Origin of the sequence: Pseudoalteromonas sp. AS84, assembly GCF_038900255.1 — a bacterium.
Classification (GTDB): Bacteria; Pseudomonadota; Gammaproteobacteria; order Enterobacterales; family Alteromonadaceae; genus Pseudoalteromonas.
On the sequence record NZ_JBBMQY010000020.1, the window covers coordinates 14,025 to 35,158 of the forward strand.

A 21,134-nucleotide genomic window follows, 5' to 3' on the forward strand; every position below is an offset into this window, starting at 1 on the left:
CATCCCTGCATTAACATATTGCTTAGCACTATAAGTGCCCCTTAAGTGTACTAAGCAATTTTTGAGTTAATCTACTTTTAGCAAGCTAAGTGCTTCATGTGGATCAACTTCAAGAGCTGTACAATAACGAACAAACTCAATTACATCTAAACGGCGTTCTTGATTTTCAATCTTGCCGATAAACGAATGAGGCGTTCCAAGCACTTGTGCTAGGCTTCGCATTGTATGACCCTTTTCGTGGCGTTTACTTTTAAGCCACTTTGTTAGCTTTGCATTTTCTTCAGAAGAAACTGTTTTGCCCATCATTTTACATCTCCTACTAGATGATTTGACGTACCTATTAAAGCAGTAGTCTCTATCAATAGCTGTAGGCAAGTAAGTAGTCATACTTACATTCAATAGCAAGCTATTGCTTAACAAAGCATGTGTTGCTACTCACTCCACCAATATAGCTAAAAGAACTACGCTAATAATATGGTAAAGATTTATTTTTATTGAGAATGAAATTTTGCCCGTCTCATTCTTGGATACATTATATACTATTAACACTTTGGTTAAATAACTAATTACATACTCGGTACAAATATGAACACGAGTGAATATTTATAAACGCTGAATACTGACCTAAGTACTCAAAAAATATTAATAAATTATTTCTAGTTATAAAATATTTAAAGGAATATTTATAACAATTTTGTTCCAATTTATCGTCATATGTTTATGATTAAGCAATAATTAGCACCAAAAAGGCCGAATAATGTTCAGACTTCTTTTTTTATTACCTATCATATTGTGCCTGAGTTGGTACTTTTTTTTGCACCATAACGGCGTACCAATTAAGCAAGGCAAAAAAGGCTTCATATACATTTTAGCGTTTTCTGCTTTTGTACTTGGCTTTTTTGTATTGATAATGCAAATAACCGAATACGCCCCAACCGATTTGTAGGCATTAAAAAAGCCGCAAAAGCGGCTTTATTCTATTTAGCATTTAGCTGTTAAACGCTAAAGCTTGCACCACAACCACAGGTTGTTGTTGCATTAGGATTAGATACAAAAAAGCGTGCGCCTTCTAATCCTTCGGTGTAATCAACTTCACCGTCAACCAAATATTGAATGCTCATTGGATCGATAACGAGTGTTACACCATTTTTTACGATTTCCAAATCGCCAGGATTCGCTTTTTCATCAAAAGTAAAACCATATTGAAAACCCGAACAACCACCACCTGTTACGTAAACACGCAGTTTTAAATCTGGATTTTCTTCTTCGTCGATTAACTGTTTAACGCGAACAGCAGCTGCATCGCTGAACTTAATTGGTAATTCTTCAGACATTCTAAAACCCTCAATATCGCAATGGCGTGATTATCTAATACCCGAGTGTTTTAATCAAGTATAGTAAAACAACTCTTTACTCTAAGTTATACCTATAAATAAGTAAAAAAGTGGCTAAACGTTAGCTCACTAAAATAATACTTAAGCAAACTAAAAGCGACCCTTGTAAACTAAAAGTTCGTTAAAAATTTTAGTTATAAATAATAGGTCTTAATCTTTACTGCAAATTGTTAATATAAATTACAAAAATTTCAAAATCACAACGACTTAGCTAAACTCTTTTGCTAAAATGCTGCTGAAAAATGCGGCGAGGAAATAATGCATGTGGCTTGAGCAACTCAGACGTCGACTGGCAAAACCTAAAACATCTGTACAATTATGCTTACTGGGCGTAGTTGCCGGACTAATTGCTGCTTTTTTTATTATTTTATTTCGCTTAACTATTTTATTTTTCCAAAGTTTATTTTTAGAAACCCCTGACGACTTTACTACTCTACCTACACTTGAACGTGTACTCATGCCTTTAATTGCTGCATTACTAATAGCCACGTTTGCTGCTTTTACTGGGTTTAAACATTACCGTTTAGGCATTCCTTTTGTTATTCATCGTATTAAACGCCATTATGGGCAAATGCCTTTATACAATACGGTTAATCAATTTGTTGGTGGCGCACTTGCACTCATTAGCGGTTTTTCGGTCGGTCGAGAAGGGCCTTCCGTTCATATGGGCGCAACAGGTGCGAGTATTTTAGCAGATAAGCTACATTTACCGCATAACGCCATGCGCACTTTAAGTGGTTGTGGTGTTGCCGCAGGTATAGCGGCTTCATTTAATACCCCCCTTGCAGCTGTTATTTTTGTGATGGAAGTGGTACTTCGAGAATATAAAGTACACATATTTGTGCCAATCATGCTTGCCGCTGTTACTGGTGCATTAGCTACACAGTTTGTTTTTGGTGAAGGCTCTGAGCTTGCCCTCATTACCATAGCGCCATTGAGCGGCTGGCATTACCCTTATTTAATATTATGCGGTATGGCGCTGGGCGCTATAGCATTTAGCTTTAATCAAAACTTAATGCTAATTATTAAAACATTTAAACCTTTAAGTATGTTTCCTCGTTTACTAATCGCAGGCTGTATTGCCAGCTTAATAGCTTACGCGGTTCCTCACGCTATGGGCTCTGGTATGAGTGCAATTACTATCGCGGTTGAATCCCCTGATAACGTAAAGCTACTGACCACCATTTTAATCGCTAAACTACTTGCCACATTGTTTGCTATTGGTTTGGGTATTCCCGGTGGCTTAATTGGTCCGGTAATTGGGCTTGGCGTATTAATTGGGACATTAATGGCCTTTTTTGCCCAATACATTAGCCCGGGTACTGATATTGCGGGTACATATGGTGTTTTGGGTATGGCTGGGTTATTAGCGGCTACGCTGCATGCACCACTTGCTGCACTAACAACAGTAATGGAGCTTACATCATCACCTGAAATAATTGTTCCTGCGATGATAGTAATAACCACGGCCTATGTAACTGCATTACAATTTTTTGGAAATCGCTCCATATTTTTACAGCAATTAGATTTTCAAGGTTTGCCGTACCATGTGTCCCCTGCAACAGAAGCACTTCAAAAAGTGGGAATAATGGATGATATGGATGAAGACTTTAAATTGCTTTATTCAGACGATAAAGAACAAATAAAGAACACGCTTGATGCGATGGATAGTCAAACACCCTTGATTGTTTTTGACGAAGAAAATGGCTATCGCCTCGCTGAATACGATTTAACGCTAATGTCTGACGAAGCAATAAATATAAATTACATTAGCTTGCAGGGCATCAGCAGCCAAGCCACCCTAGCCGATGCATTCGATATACTAAAAGATAAAAGAAGTGGCGCGCTTTACGTTTATAACCTTTTAGATAATCAACAAATTATGGGGCTATTACGCTGGGATCAAATTCATCATATTTTAACCATTCGTAACAGCTTACTTTAAGCAATAAGGACTATTATGAGCGCATTATTGATTTATAAAACACTCCACATATTTTTTATGATTGCGTGGTTTGCCGGTATTTTTTACTTGCCTCGATTATTTGTATATCACGCAATGAGCGAAGAAAGATCATGCAACTCGATGCTTAAAGTTATGGAGCGCAGGTTACTTTACTTCGTAACCCCATTTGCTGTTTTAACGGCTGTATTTGGTGTATTAACCATTGTTGAATATGGTCGTGATTGGTTTAGATACAGTATGTGGTTACATTACAAACTTGTACTGGTAATTATTTTATACGTATACCACGGCTACTGTTTTAAGTTATTGAGTGACTTTAAACATGACCGAAACACTAAAACAGACCGCTTCTACCGTATTTTTAATGAGCTCCCTGTTATTGCGCTGCTCATCATAGTGGCACTTGCGGTAATAAAACCTAATTTATAAGCTTTGTAGCGCATGTTAAACTGCGCTGCAATTTACAATACTTGCTATAACACGCGCGATTGCGTGCTCCATTTATGGATTATCGCGCCCATTTGATTGATTAGGAATTACCCCATGTTAAGTTTCCAAGGCGAACATATACTGTCTGTAAATCAGCTAGACAGAGACTGCATTGAACGTATTTTTGCAGTAGCTAAAAAAATGGAGCCTTATGCTAAAAAGCAAAAGCAAACAACGGTGCTTAAAGGCGCTATTTTAGCTAATTTGTTTTTTGAACCAAGCACTCGTACACGAGTTAGCTTTGGTACAGCCTTTAACTTACTAGGCGGTGGCGTACGTGAAACTACAGGTATGCAAAGCTCAGCTCTTGCTAAAGGTGAGTCTCTTTACGATACTGCGCGCGTTATTTCAGCTTACGCCGATGCTGTTGCTATGCGCCATCCTGACGCAGGCTCAGTAAGTGAATTTGCTGATGGCTGTACTGTGCCGGTTATTAATGGCGGCGACGGTCCAAATGAGCACCCGACCCAGGCATTACTTGATTTATTAACCATTGAGCGTGAATTACAGCGTTTTGATCAAAATATTGATGGCATGCATATAGCGCTTGTGGGTGATTTAAAATATGGTCGCACAGTGCATTCTCTATCAAAACTATTGTGCCATTATAAAAACGTAAAGTTTTCGATGGTCGCACCTGATGGCCTACAAATGCCAACGAGCATTTTAGATGCAGTAGAAAATGCAGGACACAAAATTGAGCTAGTAAACAAGATGGAAGGTAATTTAGCAGCCGATATTGTTTACCAAACACGTATTCAAGAAGAGCGCTTTCCTTCGCAAGAAGAAGCAAATAAATATCGTGGCGGTTTTAGAATTAGCCAATCTATTTACAGCGCTCATTGCAAACCTAACTCTGTATTAATGCATCCGTTACCACGCGATAGTCGCTTAGAAGCCAATGAGCTTGATAACGACTTGAACAGTAACGACAATTTAGCAATATTCCGCCAAGTACAAAATGGCGTATTAATTCGTATGGCACTGTTTGCTTTGACACTCGGCGTAGAAAACAAAGTCGATAAGTATGAAGTAGACGTACCTTGGTTTAGCCGTAAACGCGACAGCTAAACCCTCTTTAAGTGACAATTTATAGGATTTTTCATGACAATTAGCCAAGACTTATTTGAACGCGCTCAAGCCTCTATTCCAGGCGGCGTAAACTCGCCAGTTCGTGCTTTTAATGGTGTGGGCGGTACGCCGCTATTTATTACAAAAGCAGAAGGCGCGTTTACATTTGATGCCGACGGTAATCGTTATATTGATTATGTTGGCTCTTGGGGACCTATGATCATGGGTCATAACCACCCTGCAATTAAACAAGCCGTACACGAAGCAGTAGAAAATGGCCTTAGCTATGGCGCGCCAACTGAAGCCGAAATATTAATGGCTGAAAAAGTAAAAGAGCTGGTTCCATCAATCGAAAAAGTACGCATGGTTAGCTCAGGCACTGAAGCAACGATGAGTGCAATTCGTTTAGCTCGTGGCTTTACCGGCCGCGATAAAATATTAAAATTTGAAGGTTGTTACCACGGCCATGCTGACTCGTTATTAGTTAAAGCAGGCTCTGGTGCATTAACAATGGGTGTGCCTAATTCTCCTGGTATTCCTGAAGACTTTGCTAAGCATACACTTACGGTATCGTTTAATAACCTAGATGAAGTAAAAGCTATTTTTGCAAAATACGCAGACGAAATTGCCTGTATTATTGTAGAACCAGTAGCCGGTAACATGAACTGTATTCCACCAGTGCCAGGCTTTTTAGAAGGTTTGCGTGATGTGTGTGACGAATATAAATCAGTACTTATTTTTGATGAAGTAATGACGGGTTTTCGTGTTGCACTTGGCGGCGCACAAGCTTATTACAATATTAAACCAGACCTTACGTGTTTAGGTAAAGTCATTGGCGGCGGCATGCCTGTTGGCGCGTTTGGTGGTAAAACCGAAATAATGGATTACATTGCGCCTGTGGGCCCTGTTTACCAAGCGGGTACTCTTTCTGGCAACCCTATTGCGATGGCTGCAGGTTTAAAATCACTTGAGCTATTATGTGAGCCAGGTCTACACGATAAGTTAGAAGCTATTTCAAAAGCAATTTGTGAAGGCTTTGAAGCTGGCGCTAAAAAAGCAGGCATTGCATTAACAACTAATTATGCTGGCGGCATGTATGGATTCTTTTTTACTGATGCTGAAAAAGTAACGACATACAAACAAGCGACTGAATGCGACCTAGAGCGCTTCAAACGTTTTTTCCACCTTATGCTTGAAGAAGGCGTGTACCTTGCTCCATCAGCATTTGAGGCTGGTTTTGTATGTGCTGCGCATACTGAACAAGAAGTAAAAGACACAATAGCGGCAGCAGAACGCTCGTTTGCTAAACTTTAAGTTAAAATTACTTTTTATATTTTATAAACGCTTGTTTTTACAGTATGTAATTAAGACTAAAGATTGAAAAAAGCCCGAAAGGGCTTTTTTTATTTGTAAAGTACTATAAATGAATGATAATTAAGCATAACAAGGTCTATTCACCTTTACCCTAATTACAAAAATACAAGAGAGCCTTATGTCAGGATTACGCCAATTTTCTTTTCCCGCTATCCAGCTAATGGCAAATTTAAAATACAAAACTAAAATCAGCTTAATGTTTGGAATTTTACTCGTTCCTCTTGCACTTAGTTTGTTTTTTTTAGTCTCATTATTAAGTGAAAGTATCGCTGTTTCAAAAATGCAGCAACAAGGCTTAAAAGGCTACAGGTCAATACTTTCAAATCAAATGCAGGGGGAAGCAAATCAAAATATAAAAATAGCTCGCTCACTCGGTTTTGATATAAAAGACGATCAAGAAAATGAAGTACTCGAACTTGTTTCTATTCAGTCAAACCTAGCATTAGATAGCCAGTTAGCCAGTGCTTATGTAAACCGCTCTTTAGTCACGCCGATTCCTGCACTTATAATGCAAATAAACTCGACAGGGCAAAGCGCAAACACTGTTTTGGCAAGTAATCGTTTTACGCCCGATACCTTTATAGCGCTTTCAAATTTTAGTAAATCACTTCCTTTGTACGAAAAACAACTAGATAAAATACTCAATGTAGCCACCAGTGCAGATAAATCAGTAAATAAAGCGCTCATGCCTTCGTTAACTAATTTACACAGTGCTGTTGGTGCATTTAAAAAAGCAATAGATGAAAAACTACTTGAGCCTGACGATATTTTATTAACTCAAGCAGAATTTAATAAGCTAACAAACAATGTTCACAGCAGTATTAATCAACTTGTTAGTAAGAGCATTCCAACGCTTGAGAGCCTTATTGAAGCAAAACTGCAAACTCAACAGTGGACTCGAAATCTTGTTTTAGCCGCTTCATTGATTAGTTTGTTATTTGCATTTTATTTAATGATTGGTTTTTATTTTGCGGTTGTTGATACCATTAATCGCTTTGCTGATGCGGCGAATAGAGCCGCGAATGGCGACTTAAATGCAACGATTGATTCAAGCACCAATGATGAAATGGGTATTATTGCATCGCGCTACAACGCATTACTTAATGCATTTTCACACTTATTATTTGATGTTAAAGCAAGTACAGAAGAGCTATGCGGCGCAACTAAATCGCTATCGCATGCGAGTAGCCAAACAAGCAATGATGTTTCAAAACAGCAAACTCGAGTAAATGCCATTTATAATGCACTAAGCGAAATGGCTCAAAACGCACTTGCAGTTGAAGAGTCAGCCCATCAAGCAACGCTTACCGCGCAAGATGCTGCTGCACATGTAAAACAAGGTTCAGACAATACAATGGAGCTTGCTAAATATATGCAAGATCTACAAATTGAATTTGCAGAGAGCCAACAAGCACTCGATAAGCTAGCGCAAGATAGCCAAGAAATTAGCAAAGTTAGTAAAGGCATTAGTGAGATAGCAGATCAAACAAACTTGCTTGCACTCAATGCCGCTATTGAAGCTGCACGAGCTGGCGAGCATGGCCGAGGCTTTGCCGTTGTAGCTGATGAAGTAAGAACTCTTGCTCAGCGTACCCAAACACAAACTCAAGAAATTCACCAAATTATTAGCTCCTTACAACAAGCATCTGACGACACTCAGCAAAAAATGCGTTCAAGCGTGCAAAAGATGGAGCAATCAGTAAAAGCAGCCAATCAAACTAATGATGTATTACAAAGCGCAGAGCAAAGTATGGGCGATATTAAACATCAGGGCGAAGTTATTGCAGAGCGTGTTAAACAGCAGTCAAATGCGACAACACAAGCATTGAATGATTCGCAAGAGGTGAGTAATTTAGCAGATCAAACGCTAACATCAGCCCAATCAACGCTGCAAGATGCACAGCAGCTAAGTCGCTTATCTAATGATTTAACCAAATCAATGCAGTTTTTTAAATCTTAATACCAATTCGCTTAATTAAGTGATCTATTTTGAGGGAAGAAAATCGTGTCGATAACAAGGCAAAAACTTCGTTATTTAGTTGTTCTCGGCAATTGCTCCTGCATTGCTCTACCTCCTGCATCCATGCAGTTGTATATCAGAAATTTTTAACGTAGTTAACGTCAGATTTAACCCCTCAAATTGATTAAGTATTATTACGGATTGGTATAATTACGCTAACTATACTTTAAACAACAAAGCCGCTAAATAAGCGGCTTTGTTGTTTAAAGTAATCTCAAATTAACGAATACATTGTGGTCTTGGCTCAAACTCACTCGCTCTAAGCGGAAGCTGAATCACCTTGCCACAACCTGGTGGTGCCTGCTTACCCGTTTGCTCATTTACAAATGCCCAGCGTATTGATGGTGGACGCGTATCAGCTATTGCTTGTGGGTTAAGCGGCTTTAAGTAACGAATATACGCTTCTAATGCGCCTACGCTGCCTGTTAAACCCGTGCTTTTGTTGTCGTCTCGGCCAAGCCACGCAACAGTCACTGTATTTTGATCAAAGCCTGCGAACCAACTATCACGTAAATCGTTACTAGTTCCTGTTTTACCAGCTAGTTGAATTGACGGAAAGTGTAAATTCAATCGTTTAGCTGTACCGTCTTTCGTTACGCGTTTCATTGCGTATTTAGTCATATACATTGCAGATTTATCAAAACGAGGCTCTGCATTTACTGTATGTTTATAAAGCACTTTACCAACTGAGTCAGTTAATGCCGAAATTGCAGTGAGCTTTTTATATTCGCCATCTGCAGCAATTGTTGTATAAAGCTGAGCAACTTCAAAGCTCGACATTTCAACAGCTCCTAAAAGCAACGATGGGTAATCGTCTATTGCCCCTGTTGCACCTAAACCTTTTAATGTATTTACTACCTTATCAACACCTACATCGAGGCCTAAATTAACCGCTGGAATATTAATACTGTTACTAAATGCTTTATAAAGAGGGATTGCACCACGGTATTGATGATCAAAGTTCTCTGGTTGCCACACTTTTCCCTGCTCATTTGTAACCTGTACTGGCGAGTCATCAAGCAAAGTAGCTAAATTATAATGTGGTAATTGCAAGGCGGTTAAATACACAGCTGGTTTTACCAGCGAGCCGATATTACGCTTTGTATCTAAAACACGATTAAACCCTGAGTAACGAACATCGCGCCCTGCAACAAGTGCGGATACACCGCCCTTTTCTACATTTACAGAGATCATGGCCGCTTCTAGATTTTCGGTTCTAGGGCGATTTTCTAGGTACGGTAAGCTTTTTTCAACAGACTCTTCCATTGCAGTTTGCTTTTGCAAATCAAAATAAGTAAATACTCTTACGCCTGCATCAAGTGTGTGCTGATCTGGCAGTAATTTATTTAGCTCCCTGTTTACTAGCTCTAAATACCCAGGGTATGATTTTTGTAAGCTGGCTTTCATAGGCGCAATATCAATTGGGCGGTTAAGCGATGCACGGTACTCTTTTGTGCTAAGTAGCTTGTTTTCAACCATAAGGCGAAGCACTAAGTCTCGGCGCTCCATTGTGCGCTCTTTATAGCGACGTGGGTTGTAATAAGATGGACCTTTAACCATTGCCACCAGCAAAGCAATTTGATCGTACTCAAGCTCATCTACCGGCTTTGAAAAGTAAAAATCAGCAGCAAGCCCCATTCCATGCACACCTTGGTTATATGACTGACCTAGGTATACTTCATTTAAGTAAGCTTCTAATATCTGATCTTTTGAATAACGATAATCTAAAATAAGGGCAATAAAGGCCTCATTTATTTTTCGTACCAAAGAACGCTCACGCGTTAGGTAAATATTTTTAGCTAATTGCTGAGTAAGCGTACTACCACCTTGAACGGTGCGCCCCGCTTTAATATTAGAATAAAGCGCGCGTAAAATAGAAAACACGGATACACCATGATGTTCGTAAAAATCACGGTCTTCAACCACCAATAGCGTATCTTTTAGCATCGCTGGAAACTTATCTAGTGGTACAAATTCTCTATCTTGTTTAGAGTCGTTACCAATACGCGCTATTTGCACAGGCTCTAAACGAGCGGTGTTTAAACGTCTGCCAAACTTATCTTTAATAGTCGCAACTTTTTGTCCTGCAAAGCGAAGTTCAATAATATGTGATTCTTCAAGCCCATCATAAAATTCAAAATCACGACGATAAATCTTAATGCTATCTGCTGTTTTAACAAATTGCCCTGTGCGGCTCAATCTATTAACCGATGAATAATTTAAACGCTCAAGTTCAAACACAACCTCTTGGCTTGATAAAAACTGCCCCGGATAAAACGCCATAGAACGAGCATACACTTGCGCTGGAAGCTGCCATTTATTGCCTTCAAATATACGTGTTGTTTTTGAATCCAAATAAATGAAATACATTGCCATGGCAATAAAAACAGCCAAGCTTAATTTCCAAAACACTGACCATGTTTTTCTCATAAAAGAGCGTTTAACAGTAGTTTTAACTGTTTTTTTACTGCCCTTTGAGGTACTTTTTTTTGTTGTGCTTGATGATTTACTTGCACGTTTAGTTGCAGATTTGCTGGTAGGTGTTTTTTTATTATCGGCCATTTAAGTGTAATTTATTCCAAGGGTTATTCACGAGAGTGAGCTTAGCATATTGGGCATATCCTAACATCCGAAAAGTTAACCCCCCCTGAAACAAAAAAAGCCCTACCGAAGTAGGGCTTTGTGTAAACACACTATTATTTAAATAAACTATTAGCTATTTCGAACAGAAACAAACTCTGGGTAGGCTTCAATACCACAATCGTGTTGATCCATACCGTTTAGTTCTTCTTCTTCGGTTACTCGTATACCCATTGTTTTGTTAAGCACAGTCCAAACAATAAATGATGCTACAAATACAAAGGCAAGAATACATACTAGACCAATTAACTGATTAACAAAGCTTGCGTCGCCATTTGTTAGCGGTACTAACATAATACCTAATGCGCCACTCGTACCGTGAACAGAGATAGCACCCACTGGATCGTCAATCTTAACTTTATCAAGTGCTATGATACTAAATATAACAAGTGCACCACCAAGTAGACCAAGTAGACATGCCATTAATGGTGATGGTGAAAGTGGGTCTGCTGTTATAACAACTAAGCCAGCTAATGCACCATTTAATACCATGGTTAAATCTGATTTACCCCAAAGTACTTTACATACAAACAGTGCAGCAATAGCACCCATTGCAGCGGCAGCATTAGTATTAAGTAATATTTGGCCTACTGCAGTTGCGTTTTCTTTATCAGAAAGTAGTAATTGAGAACCACCGTTAAAGCCAAACCAACCCATCCATAAAATAAATGTACCTAGTGTAGCAAGTGGTAAGTTTGAACCTGGAATCGGGTATATTTCACCGTTCTTACCGTATTTACCTTTACGAGCACCCAGGATTAATACACCTGCTAATGCAGCTGCTGCGCCTGCGCCATGTACAATTGCAGAACCTGCAAAATCAACAAAGCCCATTTCAGATAAGAAACCACCACCCCATGTCCAGTAGCCTTCAATAGGGTAGATAAAACCAGTTAGTACTACAGCAAAACCTAGGAAAGCCCACAGTTTCATACGCTCAGCAACAGCACCCGATACAATTGACATAGCGGTTGCAACAAATACTACTTGGAAGAAAAAGTCAGATTCTAAAGAATGGTCAGCATCGGCAGCTTGTGTACCAATTAAAGCGCCTATTGAAGGAATGAAACCACCTTCGGCATTGTCTACATACATAATGTTGTAGCCAACTAATAAAAACATCGTACATGCAATTGAATATAGCGCGACATTTTTAGTTAAAATTTCAGCTGTGTTTTTAGAGCGAACTAAGCCCGCCTCTAACATGGCAAAACCTGCTGCCATCCACATTACTAATATACCTGATATTAAAAAATAGAAGGTATCGAGTGAAAACTTTAGTTCTATTATTGTATTTTCCATGAGACCCCCTTAAATTGCTTCTTCGTCAAGTTCGCCAGTACGGATACGAACAATTTGATCCAAGTCGTACACGAAAATTTTACCGTCACCAATTTTACCTGTTGATGCAATTTTAGTAATTGCTTCAACAACGCGTTGACAATTTTCAGTACGCGTTGCAATTTCAAGTTTGATCTTAGGAATAAAATCTACTTGGTATTCTGCACCACGATATAACTCAGTATGACCTCGTTGACGTCCAAAACCTTTAACATCAACTACTGTCATCCCCTCAATTCCTAAATCAGCGAGTGCTTCACGCACGTCGTCTAATTTAAATGGTTTTATGATTGCACTAATCATTTTCATAGCGGCCCCCTCGGACTCTTTATTGTTATCTTATTGGGTTAAACAATCCAACCTTTGTGCCACTATTTTTATATTTTTAAAAACAACAAGTTAATACAAAACACAAACTCAAGATCAAAAAAAACGCACCAATTAGGTGCGTTAATTTAACAAGTCAGCTACATTGGTGCGTGGTATATCTCTATATATTTATCGCGTACCTAGCTTTATTAACAAAGGTTATACCACGCAGTTTCTGCCTTGGCTTTTAGCTTGATATAATGCTTTGTCAGCAACACGCATTGCCTGCGTTAAACTAGTGTCTTGAAAATCAGCTAAGCCTATACTCGTGGTAATTTTAATTGATTTATCGCTAATAGAAAAATCGTAACTAGCCATCTTTTTCCTGAATGCTTCAAAGTATTCGCGACCGCGTTCTAACTCTATTTCAGGTAATATTATGGCAAACTCTTCTCCGCCAACGCGTGCAACCGTAAAGTTTGAAAATGTAGATCGTATTAAAGAACCAACCTGCTTTAAGGCCTGGTCGCCGCCTTCATGGCCGAACGTATCATTAATATTTTTGAAAAAATCGATATCAAGCAATGCAAGAGTATTTTTTTGATTTTTACCTTTAAGAAGCTTTTCTGCATATTGATAAAAATAGCGTCGGTTATGAAGCCCTGTTAAATGATCCCTATGTGCACTTTCCTTAATATCTGAAATTAACGACAGCTGCTCCATTGTTTGAAGTACACGACAATGAAACTCCTCATTCATAAATGGCTTTGTTAAAAAGTCATTAGCGCCGTATTTAATAAATCGCGCGGATAACCCATGTTTCCCAGCGCCCGATAAACCAATAATTGCTAAATCGTCTCGGCCTCTAAAATTACGCACAGCTTTAACCAGCTCAAAGCCATCCATAGAGGGCATAGCGTAATCAGTCATTAGTAGCTTTATATCAGGATTAGCTTTTAATATTTCGAGTGCTTGCTGACCGTCATGGGCATCTGTTACATCAAACAATTGCTTTTCAAGCATTTGCTTCATTAACGAGCGACTTAGTAATGAGTCATCTGCTATTAATGCCTTACACCCCTGGTTTCTTAGCAATTGCGCAACGAGTTTAACGGCGTAATGGTAAGAATCGCGGTTATCTTTAATGACATAATCAACCACACCCAATTCAAGCATTTGTTGGCGCTTGTACTCATCTATTTTTGAGGTTAAAACAACGGTAGGAATTTTTTTAGATAAAGTATATTTTGCTACTTCACCGTGCGGAGCATCTGGCAGAGTTAAGTCAACTAAGGCAAGCGTATAATCGTACTTTTCTACATAAGTCGCGCATTCAGCTAAAGACCAAGCAAAATCGACAGCTACATCGAGGTATTGTGCCGTTAAGTGGCGAAGCACCTGCTGCACGACTTTACTGTCTTCAACCACTAATACTCTTTGCATAAAGCTTCTCTTTACCTTTAATTAATTTTGTAATAAAACAAAAATACAATGCTATTACCGTAATAGCATTTATCAATAAACATCCAGTGTAGAGTGCACTTATGTGCTTGAAAGCGTAATCCATTAGGTTTTTTGGTGATAGCTTGTATATAAAATCAATACAAGCAGGCCCGCAATATACCTGAATTTTGTAATTAACTAAATAAAGAAACCCAACCCAAAATAACTATAGAAGTGATTAATACGCATCTACAAGTGTATTAATCACTTACTTAACTAGTATTATCGGCCACTAGTCTCAATACTTTTGTTATTTAGCTCATTAATGTCTTTAATGGTGTATCAACAATAATAAGGACACCTAATGAAGCTTAGTCGTATTATCAGTTTACCGATAACCGTTATTGCATTAATAATCAGTACAAGCACACTTGCCGATAACCAACGTCGTATTGATGTAGACAGCAAAGTTGTTACTCAACATAAAGCTAAAATCAACGGTCAACGTTTTAACTACACTGTTGCTACAGGTACACAACCTGTATGGGATGATAAAGGCGACGCGGTTGCTACACTGCAATACACCTACTACACCCGCGACAAAGTTGACGACAGAACAACCCGCCCATTACTTATTTCTTTTAATGGCGGGCCAGGTTCGGCTTCGGTATGGATGCACCTTGCTTATACTGGGCCTCGTGTATTAAAAATTGATGACGAAGGCTACCCTATTCAGCCATACGGCGTAAAAGATAACCCTTATTCTGTACTTGATATTGCCGATATTGTTTATGTAAACCCTGTAAATACAGGCTATTCTCGCGTACTTGAAAACGAAAAAGGCGAACTTCCTTCTAAAGCCCAACAAAAAGAAATGTTTTTTGGTGTTAATGCCGACATTAAATACCTTGCTGAGTGGTTAAATACCTTTGTAAATAGAGCTGAGCGCTGGCGCTCACCTAAGTTTTTAATAGGTGAAAGCTACGGTACAACACGCGTGTCAGGTCTTGCTCATGAGCTTCAAAATAGTCAATGGATGTACATAAACGGTGTTGTACTAGTATCCCCTACTGATATTGGTATTAAACGCGATGGTCCGATTAAAGCCGCTAACCGCTTACCTTACTTTGCAGCCACTGCTTGGTATCACAAAGCACTTAAAGCCGATTTACAAGCTAAAGACCTAGACGAGTTATTGCCTGAAGTTGAAGAGTTTACTGTAAACGAGTTAATCCCAGCGCTTGCTAAGGGTGGCTTTATTAATGCTGAAGAAAAACGTCGAATTATTACAAAAATGGCGCACTACGCTGGCTTATCAGAAAAATTTGTTGAACAAAATAACTTAGATGTTCCAACTCAATTTTTCTGGAAAGAGCTACTACGTGAACGTGGTCAAACTGTGGGTCGCTTAGATTCTCGTTATTTAGGAATAGATAAACGAGGCGCGGGTGAATCCCCAGACTACTGGGCTGAACTTACCTCTTGGTTACACTCTTTCACTCCTGCAATTAATCACTACTTACGTGAAGAGCTAAACTATAAAACAGATGTAAAATATAATTTATTTGGTAATGTTCACCCATGGGATAGAACCGGTAATAATACGGGCGAAAATCTACGTTTGGCAATGGCGCAAAACCCTTACTTAAACGTGATGATTCAATCAGGATACTTTGATGGTGCAACCAATTACTTTGACGCTAAATATACGTTATGGCAATTAGACCCAAGCGGTAAAATGAAAGACCGTTTGAGCTTTAAAGGCTACAGAAGTGGGCATATGATGTACCTTCGCCACGCTGACTTAGAAAGCTCTAATAACGATTTACGTGACTTTATACAGGACGCTTTACCTAAGAAAGGGGAAGCGGCTAAATACTAAAATATTTTAAACATAAAATGGCTCTTTATGAGCCATTTTTTATATGCGTTTTTCATATCGTAAACAATAGCTTTTAAGTTGCGTTACTACATCGTTAAAGCATACTTCAAGCTGCTGTATATATTCATTTTTAACTGTTTCGTTTTCTGCCTGTGTTTCTATCTGCTGGCATATATTTGCCAACTCAATAGCCCCCACAGACTTTGAAGACGATTTTAATGCATGGGCCTGAAAAGCCAAATCAACATAATTTTTACTCTTAGCATACGCATTAGCTAATTTAATTTGCTCCCCTGCCGTTTGTAAAAACGCATTAAACACCATGCAGTGCACAGTAGGATCATCACCAAGCATTGCTTTTAGCAGCGTAATATCGAGTTGTTCAAAACTATCTGAAGCTATATTTTCACTATCAGATTTTTCGGAGCATGTACTAACCATTGTTTGAGAGTGTTCCATTAACAGCGACTTTAACTTAACAAGCTCAATGGGTTTGGTCAAAAAGCCATTCATTCCACAACTGTAACAATTATCTATATTGTTTTTGGTAATATTGGCAGTAATTGCAATTATAATTAGTTTATCAAAACGGGTGTTTTCGCGTATTTTTTTAGCTAACCCTAACCCATCGAGTAAAGGCATTTGAATATCGGTTAGTAAAATATCAAAGTGTTTATTTTGTAGAGCTTCCCAAGCTTGTTCGCCATTACTTACAAAAGTAGAACACACTCCAAGCATGGTTAATTGCTGTTTTAATACTTGCTGATTTGTAACCTGATCTTCTGCAACTAAAACCTCAAGCGTAGGAAGAGTGACTGTATCTAAGCTTTGCAGTGTTATTTGAGGAGATTGCTCTTGTGCTGGCAAGTCAGCTTCATCAAAGCTGTTAAAGTTTAGTGTAAAACAAGAACCTTTGTGCTGCTCACTTTGCGCGCTTAAAGAACCCTGCATACGCTCTACCAGTTGCTTAGTTATCACTAAACCAATACCCGTGCCATTTACTTTACTGGTTTCAGCTCCTAAACGGTCAAAAGGTTTAAATAAGCGAGAAATATCATCTGGAGCAAATCCACATCCGGTGTCTGTTACATCTATTTCGCATTGTTTATTACTTAACACTCGGCAATTTATATTAATGCTGCCATTTGGTTTGTTGTATTTAATCGCATTTGAAAGCAAGTTAAGCATCACTTGTTTAAAGCGGCGCTGGTCAATATAAACTCTCAACCCTTCTAAGGACTCTAAACCCTGGGTTTGCAGTGTTATTGAGTGCCCTTTAACAAGCTCAGTGACGAGTTCTACTGACTCCTCTAATATGCTTTTAATAGGCACATAAGAAAAACTAAACTGCATATTACCCGACTCAATAGCGGTCAAATCAAGTACATCGTCTATGAGTAATAGTAAATGTTCTCCAGCTTGATAAATGCTTTTCGCGTTTTCTTTTTGTATTTTATTAGCACTTTCATCATATCCATACAATTGGGCTAAGCCTAAAATTGCATTTAACGGGGTTCTTAATTCGTGGCTCATACTGGCCATAAAATCTGACTTTGCTTTACTTGCTGACTCAGCCTGAATTCGTAATACATTTAATTTTTGATGGTTATTAGCAACCTCATCAACCATGTTATTAAATGCACTTATTACGCTGCCTACTTCATTTTGTTGTTGCTTATCTATATGGCAATCAAAGTCACCTTTGGCTAAACGTGAAAACCCCTGTTTTAACGTCCTCAAAGGCGACGTAACCCTGTAATCCACCAGCCAAGCTAAACCTATAAAAACGATAACTAAAATAATAAATTGTATATATATTAGGGTGTAATGAAGTTTTGAAGATTCGTTTATTTCATTCGTAAAATTAACAACCAAGCTAATATTAGCCAGCGGTTTATCTAAAAACACCACCTGCTGAGATAACAGCATGTCACCGTTTTCATTTGCTCCAACCCAGTTTTCAAGCGGGTATAATTGGTTATTTGAATCCACATCAACAATTTTAATACTTTTCCAATTAGGGCGAGTTTGTAGTTGGCTGTCTATTTCTTCATACAGCTCTGCATACTGCCTAGTTAACAACGGAGTCGTTATAGAGGTCGATAACTGCGCTAAAGAACGCTGTGCAGCCTTTGAAAGCCCATCGTTTACCCAACGCGCTTGCTCAGGTAAGGCGTAAAACATAAAAAGACAGGCCATAAGCAAGCCACAAAGCAATACAACAATAAAGCTTTGTGCCCTTAGACTACGAAACCCTCTAATTTTCAACATAAAATGAGCGCAAGCCCCACTGAGTCAACTGCTGATACTCTGCTAAAGTTGCAATACTAGGTTTAATAATTGGGATACCTGCAAGTAAATGTTTATGCTCTGGGCTTTGCCCAATATCTAAAATAGTTTGTTGCACTTTTAACTGTATTGCAGGATCAACCCTAGGGTGGGCTACAATTGGATGGCGACTAATTTCACGCGTTTTATAAAGAATTTTAAGCTTATTTTGTAAGCTTTCTGGTTGCTGTTTAAATGTGCCCATTACACCACCACCCGCCATTGTTGAGTGCAGCGCTACATTTAAATATACCGATGGATGAGTTTGAACATATACAGGCTTTATTGTAAGCCCGTATAACAGTGCTAAATCAGCTCTCATTAATAATGATGCCCCTAATGCATTAGGAGCAGGGAATGCTATTTCGGCGCCCTCTAGTTGGCTTAAATTATCAATATTACTATTTTTATTTACGAGCAAAATACCTTGCAGCTTACGCCCTGCATCTTTTATTAGTGGCAAATATCCCTGTTTTTCGTACGCTACAACACTATGCCAAGGGTTCATGTACGCAAAGTCGTACTCGCCTTCAGCAAAGGCTTTTTCAAATACCGGAATAGATTCAACTGTAATTAGCTTTATTGATACCCCTGTTTGCTTACTTACTTGCTTTAACAAAGGTTGCCAAATAGCATTTAATTTTTGCGGCTCATATTGCGGCACTACACCAAAGGTATATTCTTGAGCCAATAAGAGTGAGCTGTGCATCAAACATAATATAGCCACTAAATACTTCATCAATTCTCCAAATAATAGCGTGTCATTATTGTTTAAGCGTAGTTAAAGACTACTCAACACACCATAAAATTATTATATATTCGATATTTAGCACTGACCGACTTTGATTACAGGTAGTTTTGGAGTGTATTTTTATGTGTGAGCATATGATCTAAATTAATAAAGATGTTGTAAGTACTTTTTAGGCAGACTTTGTTGCTTAGCCAAGTAGGGATTGATCCATGAGGCAAAGCTGGTTGGTATTTCGTTCATCTGCGCTTTTACTTCAAAAATATTATCACTGTGGCTTTGATAATACACACTTACGCCATTTTTGTTTTTATACAAATGCCATGTTGGCTCAGCGTAAGTGTTAAAAAATAAAGAGTTAAAAAATAACGGATAAGCACTTTTGTAACTGAATTTTATTACAAAAGCGCATCATTTATTTTTGCCAGTAAGGTTCTATGTCAAATGAAGCAAGGCGACTTTGCTCCATGGCACTCACCAAATATTCAGACTTTTGTTCAAGCCATGACTGGATTTTAGCAAGCTGTTCATCTTCTTGCCCTGCACATAGCTGCTTTAAATATTCAAGCGTACTTAACTCATAAATACCATGAGAAATATCAAGCCAAGGCAATCTAAACTCTAGGCGTTCTTCTTTATCAAATAACGATCCTAAGCAGTTACCGCTCAGTAAACTATTTTCAAGTTGAGTGCGCAGGTTTAAATACGAAGCGACATCGAGTGTTTGTTCTTTAGGAAGTAATTCGTGCAGGTTTTTCCAGTCTTTATTAAAAAGCCTACTCGCAATCGACGACACGTTTTGCTCAGCCGCTTGAAGCTCTATTTGCCCCCAATCTTTACGCCACTGTTTATCAATTAACCACGTAGTTAACGACAGTAATAAACGATTATAACGCGCACTATGAAACAGTGCATTTATATCGTCAATGCTTGGCTGTAACTCTTTTAAATCACCAATGACTTGAGTAAGTGCTGGAGCAGCATTAATTTTTTTATAAAAAGCATGGCGTTTAGACGTGTACGTTTTTAATTGAATTGCGTTTTCTACCCACGCTAATTCACTTAATAACCATTTAAGCTCTGTACGTAAATGCTCTGTACTTTCTTTGGATACTATATCGTCATACAACCAAAAAGTATGGCGTATTAGGCTAATGCCATCAGTTACGCGTTTAAGCGTTTTTAAACTTGGCTTATCGAAATAGCATTGCTCGTGCTTTTGCACAAAGCGAATGCCAAAATTCATGGCTTCAACTAAAGCACGTTCTTGGGTAGTCGACTTTGGTAATTGAACAAAACCAATAGATTTGCTTGGTGTTAAAGGTTTTTCATCAGCAAGGCGATAACCACGCGCAGCCTTAGAGTATAATCCTAAACGGATACAGTTTTGGCTAACCAGTACATCTGCAAACGCAAACAACTCATTACGACTGCCCTCAACAAGCTCAATTTCAAGCTCGCTAATAATTTCAATTTTACCCGAAGCCGCAATTTCACCTTTATCGAGTACAACTTCAATTTTAGCGCCACTTTCGGTTTCAATTAACCAAGTACGACGAATAAAGTTAGTACTAAATATTGGATACAAGTTTTTTGAAATGGCGCTTATTTGCATGCCATGAGGCCAAATATCAGCATCAAACGCCATTAAATTAGGGCGGCTTGATTCAATTGGTAAATTGTACTCTGGACGTTGGTGTAAACCTCCTACAACTTCACCTGCAAGCTTTATAGTTTGCTCGCATTCGCTATCAGAACAACGCGTTCTAAAGCCTATATCAAGCGCTCTTAGCTCTCGACTTGGCGTGTCGTAGTATGCATTTTGTAAGCTGCGTGACGGTTTATTCTTCACCGTTTTTGCAAATTGAGTAATTAACGAGGGGATCAGTGGAATAACGGCATCTGATACCAAAAATTTCAGTTCTATCTCAGTATCCATTCGGTTTGCGGATTACCTTTAAAATAAATAAGTGCTCAAAATAAACAAAGCACACTAACAATGCAAATTTTTTAGTCTTATTTCTCTTGTCATATCAGGGGCGAGTTACAATATCAGTCTTGCTATTGAGCTATATAATCCATACTATCTAGCTACTTATGTGAAATAAAATCACGTTCATAACGGACGC

At 38.6% G+C, this 21,134-nt stretch carries 17 protein-coding genes; 7 read left to right on the forward strand and 10 right to left on the reverse strand.

All coding sequences use genetic code 11. The annotated features are described in order from the left end of the window. Nucleotides 1-66: 66 nt before the first annotated feature. The gene (locus WNY79_RS16895; protein ID WP_007584874.1) at nt 67-306 is read right to left on the reverse strand and encodes a helix-turn-helix transcriptional regulator; all 240 of its coding nucleotides are present in this window, start codon (nt 304-306) and stop codon (nt 67-69) included. A gap of 451 nt (nt 307-757) precedes the next feature. Here WNY79_RS16895 and WNY79_RS16900 point away from each other — a divergent pair, with 451 nt between their 5' ends. Continuing rightward, nucleotides 758-946, forward strand: a complete 189-nt coding sequence (locus tag WNY79_RS16900) for a hypothetical protein (RefSeq protein ID WP_342876446.1) — start codon at nt 758-760, stop codon at nt 944-946. Nucleotides 947-995: 49 nt separating this feature from the next. On the opposite strand, the gene erpA is transcribed toward WNY79_RS16900, so the two are convergent. Beyond that, the gene (gene erpA / locus WNY79_RS16905; RefSeq protein WP_002958911.1) at nt 996-1,334 is read right to left on the reverse strand and encodes an iron-sulfur cluster insertion protein ErpA; all 339 of its coding nucleotides are present in this window, start codon (nt 1,332-1,334) and stop codon (nt 996-998) included. A gap of 322 nt (nt 1,335-1,656) precedes the next feature. On the opposite strand from erpA, the gene WNY79_RS16910 reads away from it, so the two are divergent. The 5 genes from WNY79_RS16910 (at nt 1,657) to WNY79_RS16930 (ending at nt 8,254) form a co-directional block, all read left to right on the forward strand. Next, on the forward strand, nt 1,657-3,339 hold the full coding sequence (locus tag WNY79_RS16910) for a chloride channel protein (protein WP_076925158.1): 1,683 nt from the start codon (nt 1,657-1,659) through the stop codon (nt 3,337-3,339). Nucleotides 3,340-3,354: 15 nt separating this feature from the next. After that, complete coding sequence (locus WNY79_RS16915; protein ID WP_024598293.1) at nt 3,355-3,789, forward strand: CopD family protein; 435 nt, start codon at nt 3,355-3,357, stop codon at nt 3,787-3,789. A 114-nt stretch (nt 3,790-3,903) separates the two neighbouring features. Beyond that, on the forward strand, nt 3,904-4,920 hold the full coding sequence (locus WNY79_RS16920) for an aspartate carbamoyltransferase (RefSeq protein WP_076925159.1): 1,017 nt from the start codon (nt 3,904-3,906) through the stop codon (nt 4,918-4,920). Nucleotides 4,921-4,953: 33 nt separating this feature from the next. Further along, complete coding sequence (gene hemL / locus WNY79_RS16925; RefSeq protein ID WP_024598294.1) at nt 4,954-6,234, forward strand: glutamate-1-semialdehyde 2,1-aminomutase; 1,281 nt, start codon at nt 4,954-4,956, stop codon at nt 6,232-6,234. Nucleotides 6,235-6,412: 178 nt separating this feature from the next. Continuing rightward, on the forward strand, nt 6,413-8,254 hold the full coding sequence (locus WNY79_RS16930) for a methyl-accepting chemotaxis protein (RefSeq protein WP_342876447.1): 1,842 nt from the start codon (nt 6,413-6,415) through the stop codon (nt 8,252-8,254). Between the two features lie 279 nt (nt 8,255-8,533). On the opposite strand, the gene mrcB is transcribed toward WNY79_RS16930, so the two are convergent. From mrcB to WNY79_RS16950, 4 genes are all read right to left on the reverse strand, one after another. Further along, nucleotides 8,534-10,876, reverse strand: a complete 2,343-nt coding sequence (mrcB, locus tag WNY79_RS16935; protein ID WP_342876448.1) for a penicillin-binding protein 1B — start codon at nt 10,874-10,876, stop codon at nt 8,534-8,536. A 150-nt stretch (nt 10,877-11,026) separates the two neighbouring features. Then, nucleotides 11,027-12,256, reverse strand: a complete 1,230-nt coding sequence (locus WNY79_RS16940) for an ammonium transporter (protein ID WP_342876449.1) — start codon at nt 12,254-12,256, stop codon at nt 11,027-11,029. Between the two features lie 9 nt (nt 12,257-12,265). Beyond that, entirely contained in the window at nt 12,266-12,604 is a 339-nt protein-coding gene (locus tag WNY79_RS16945) for a P-II family nitrogen regulator (protein WP_004587162.1), read from the reverse strand. A 219-nt stretch (nt 12,605-12,823) separates the two neighbouring features. Continuing rightward, complete coding sequence (locus WNY79_RS16950; protein ID WP_024598298.1) at nt 12,824-14,047, reverse strand: response regulator; 1,224 nt, start codon at nt 14,045-14,047, stop codon at nt 12,824-12,826. Between the two features lie 364 nt (nt 14,048-14,411). Here WNY79_RS16950 and WNY79_RS16955 point away from each other — a divergent pair, with 364 nt between their 5' ends. Next, the gene (locus WNY79_RS16955) at nt 14,412-15,929 is read left to right on the forward strand and encodes a carboxypeptidase (protein WP_342876450.1); all 1,518 of its coding nucleotides are present in this window, start codon (nt 14,412-14,414) and stop codon (nt 15,927-15,929) included. A gap of 39 nt (nt 15,930-15,968) precedes the next feature. Here WNY79_RS16955 and WNY79_RS16960 read toward each other — a convergent pair whose 3' ends face one another. From WNY79_RS16960 to WNY79_RS16975, 4 genes are all read right to left on the reverse strand, one after another. Beyond that, nucleotides 15,969-18,200, reverse strand: coding sequence for an ATP-binding protein (locus WNY79_RS16960; protein WP_342876451.1), 2,232 nt, complete (start codon nt 18,198-18,200; stop codon nt 15,969-15,971). Then, entirely contained in the window at nt 18,187-18,996 is an 810-nt protein-coding gene (locus tag WNY79_RS16965; RefSeq protein WP_342876452.1) for a phosphate/phosphite/phosphonate ABC transporter substrate-binding protein, read from the reverse strand. Before WNY79_RS16965 ends, WNY79_RS16960 begins: the two co-directional genes overlap by 14 nt. Before the next feature lie 156 nt (nt 18,997-19,152). Beyond that, nucleotides 19,153-19,296, reverse strand: coding sequence for a hypothetical protein (locus tag WNY79_RS16970; protein ID WP_231616763.1), 144 nt, complete (start codon nt 19,294-19,296; stop codon nt 19,153-19,155). A 124-nt stretch (nt 19,297-19,420) separates the two neighbouring features. Further along, complete coding sequence (locus WNY79_RS16975) at nt 19,421-20,944, reverse strand: CYTH and CHAD domain-containing protein (protein ID WP_007584831.1); 1,524 nt, start codon at nt 20,942-20,944, stop codon at nt 19,421-19,423. Nucleotides 20,945-21,134 lie beyond the last annotated feature (190 nt).

What these genes read in the sequence shown, in the direction of transcription:
- WNY79_RS16895 (WP_007584874.1), bottom strand. Translation starts at nt 306, where the DNA reads ATGATGGGCAAAACAGTTTCTTCTGAAGAAAATGCAAAGCTAACAAAG.
- WNY79_RS16900 (WP_342876446.1), top strand. Translation starts at nt 758, where the DNA reads ATGTTCAGACTTCTTTTTTTATTACCTATCATATTGTGCCTGAGTTGG.
- erpA (WP_002958911.1), bottom strand. Translation starts at nt 1,334, where the DNA reads ATGTCTGAAGAATTACCAATTAAGTTCAGCGATGCAGCTGCTGTTCGC.
- WNY79_RS16910 (WP_076925158.1), top strand. Translation starts at nt 1,657, where the DNA reads ATGTGGCTTGAGCAACTCAGACGTCGACTGGCAAAACCTAAAACATCT.
- WNY79_RS16915 (WP_024598293.1), top strand. Translation starts at nt 3,355, where the DNA reads ATGAGCGCATTATTGATTTATAAAACACTCCACATATTTTTTATGATT.
- WNY79_RS16920 (WP_076925159.1), top strand. Translation starts at nt 3,904, where the DNA reads ATGTTAAGTTTCCAAGGCGAACATATACTGTCTGTAAATCAGCTAGAC.
- hemL (WP_024598294.1), top strand. Translation starts at nt 4,954, where the DNA reads ATGACAATTAGCCAAGACTTATTTGAACGCGCTCAAGCCTCTATTCCA.
- WNY79_RS16930 (WP_342876447.1), top strand. Translation starts at nt 6,413, where the DNA reads ATGTCAGGATTACGCCAATTTTCTTTTCCCGCTATCCAGCTAATGGCA.
- mrcB (WP_342876448.1), bottom strand. Translation starts at nt 10,876, where the DNA reads ATGGCCGATAATAAAAAAACACCTACCAGCAAATCTGCAACTAAACGT.
- WNY79_RS16940 (WP_342876449.1), bottom strand. Translation starts at nt 12,256, where the DNA reads ATGGAAAATACAATAATAGAACTAAAGTTTTCACTCGATACCTTCTAT.
- WNY79_RS16945 (WP_004587162.1), bottom strand. Translation starts at nt 12,604, where the DNA reads ATGAAAATGATTAGTGCAATCATAAAACCATTTAAATTAGACGACGTG.
- WNY79_RS16950 (WP_024598298.1), bottom strand. Translation starts at nt 14,047, where the DNA reads ATGCAAAGAGTATTAGTGGTTGAAGACAGTAAAGTCGTGCAGCAGGTG.
- WNY79_RS16955 (WP_342876450.1), top strand. Translation starts at nt 14,412, where the DNA reads ATGAAGCTTAGTCGTATTATCAGTTTACCGATAACCGTTATTGCATTA.
- WNY79_RS16960 (WP_342876451.1), bottom strand. Translation starts at nt 18,200, where the DNA reads ATGTTGAAAATTAGAGGGTTTCGTAGTCTAAGGGCACAAAGCTTTATT.
- WNY79_RS16965 (WP_342876452.1), bottom strand. Translation starts at nt 18,996, where the DNA reads ATGAAGTATTTAGTGGCTATATTATGTTTGATGCACAGCTCACTCTTA.
- WNY79_RS16975 (WP_007584831.1), bottom strand. Translation starts at nt 20,944, where the DNA reads ATGGATACTGAGATAGAACTGAAATTTTTGGTATCAGATGCCGTTATT.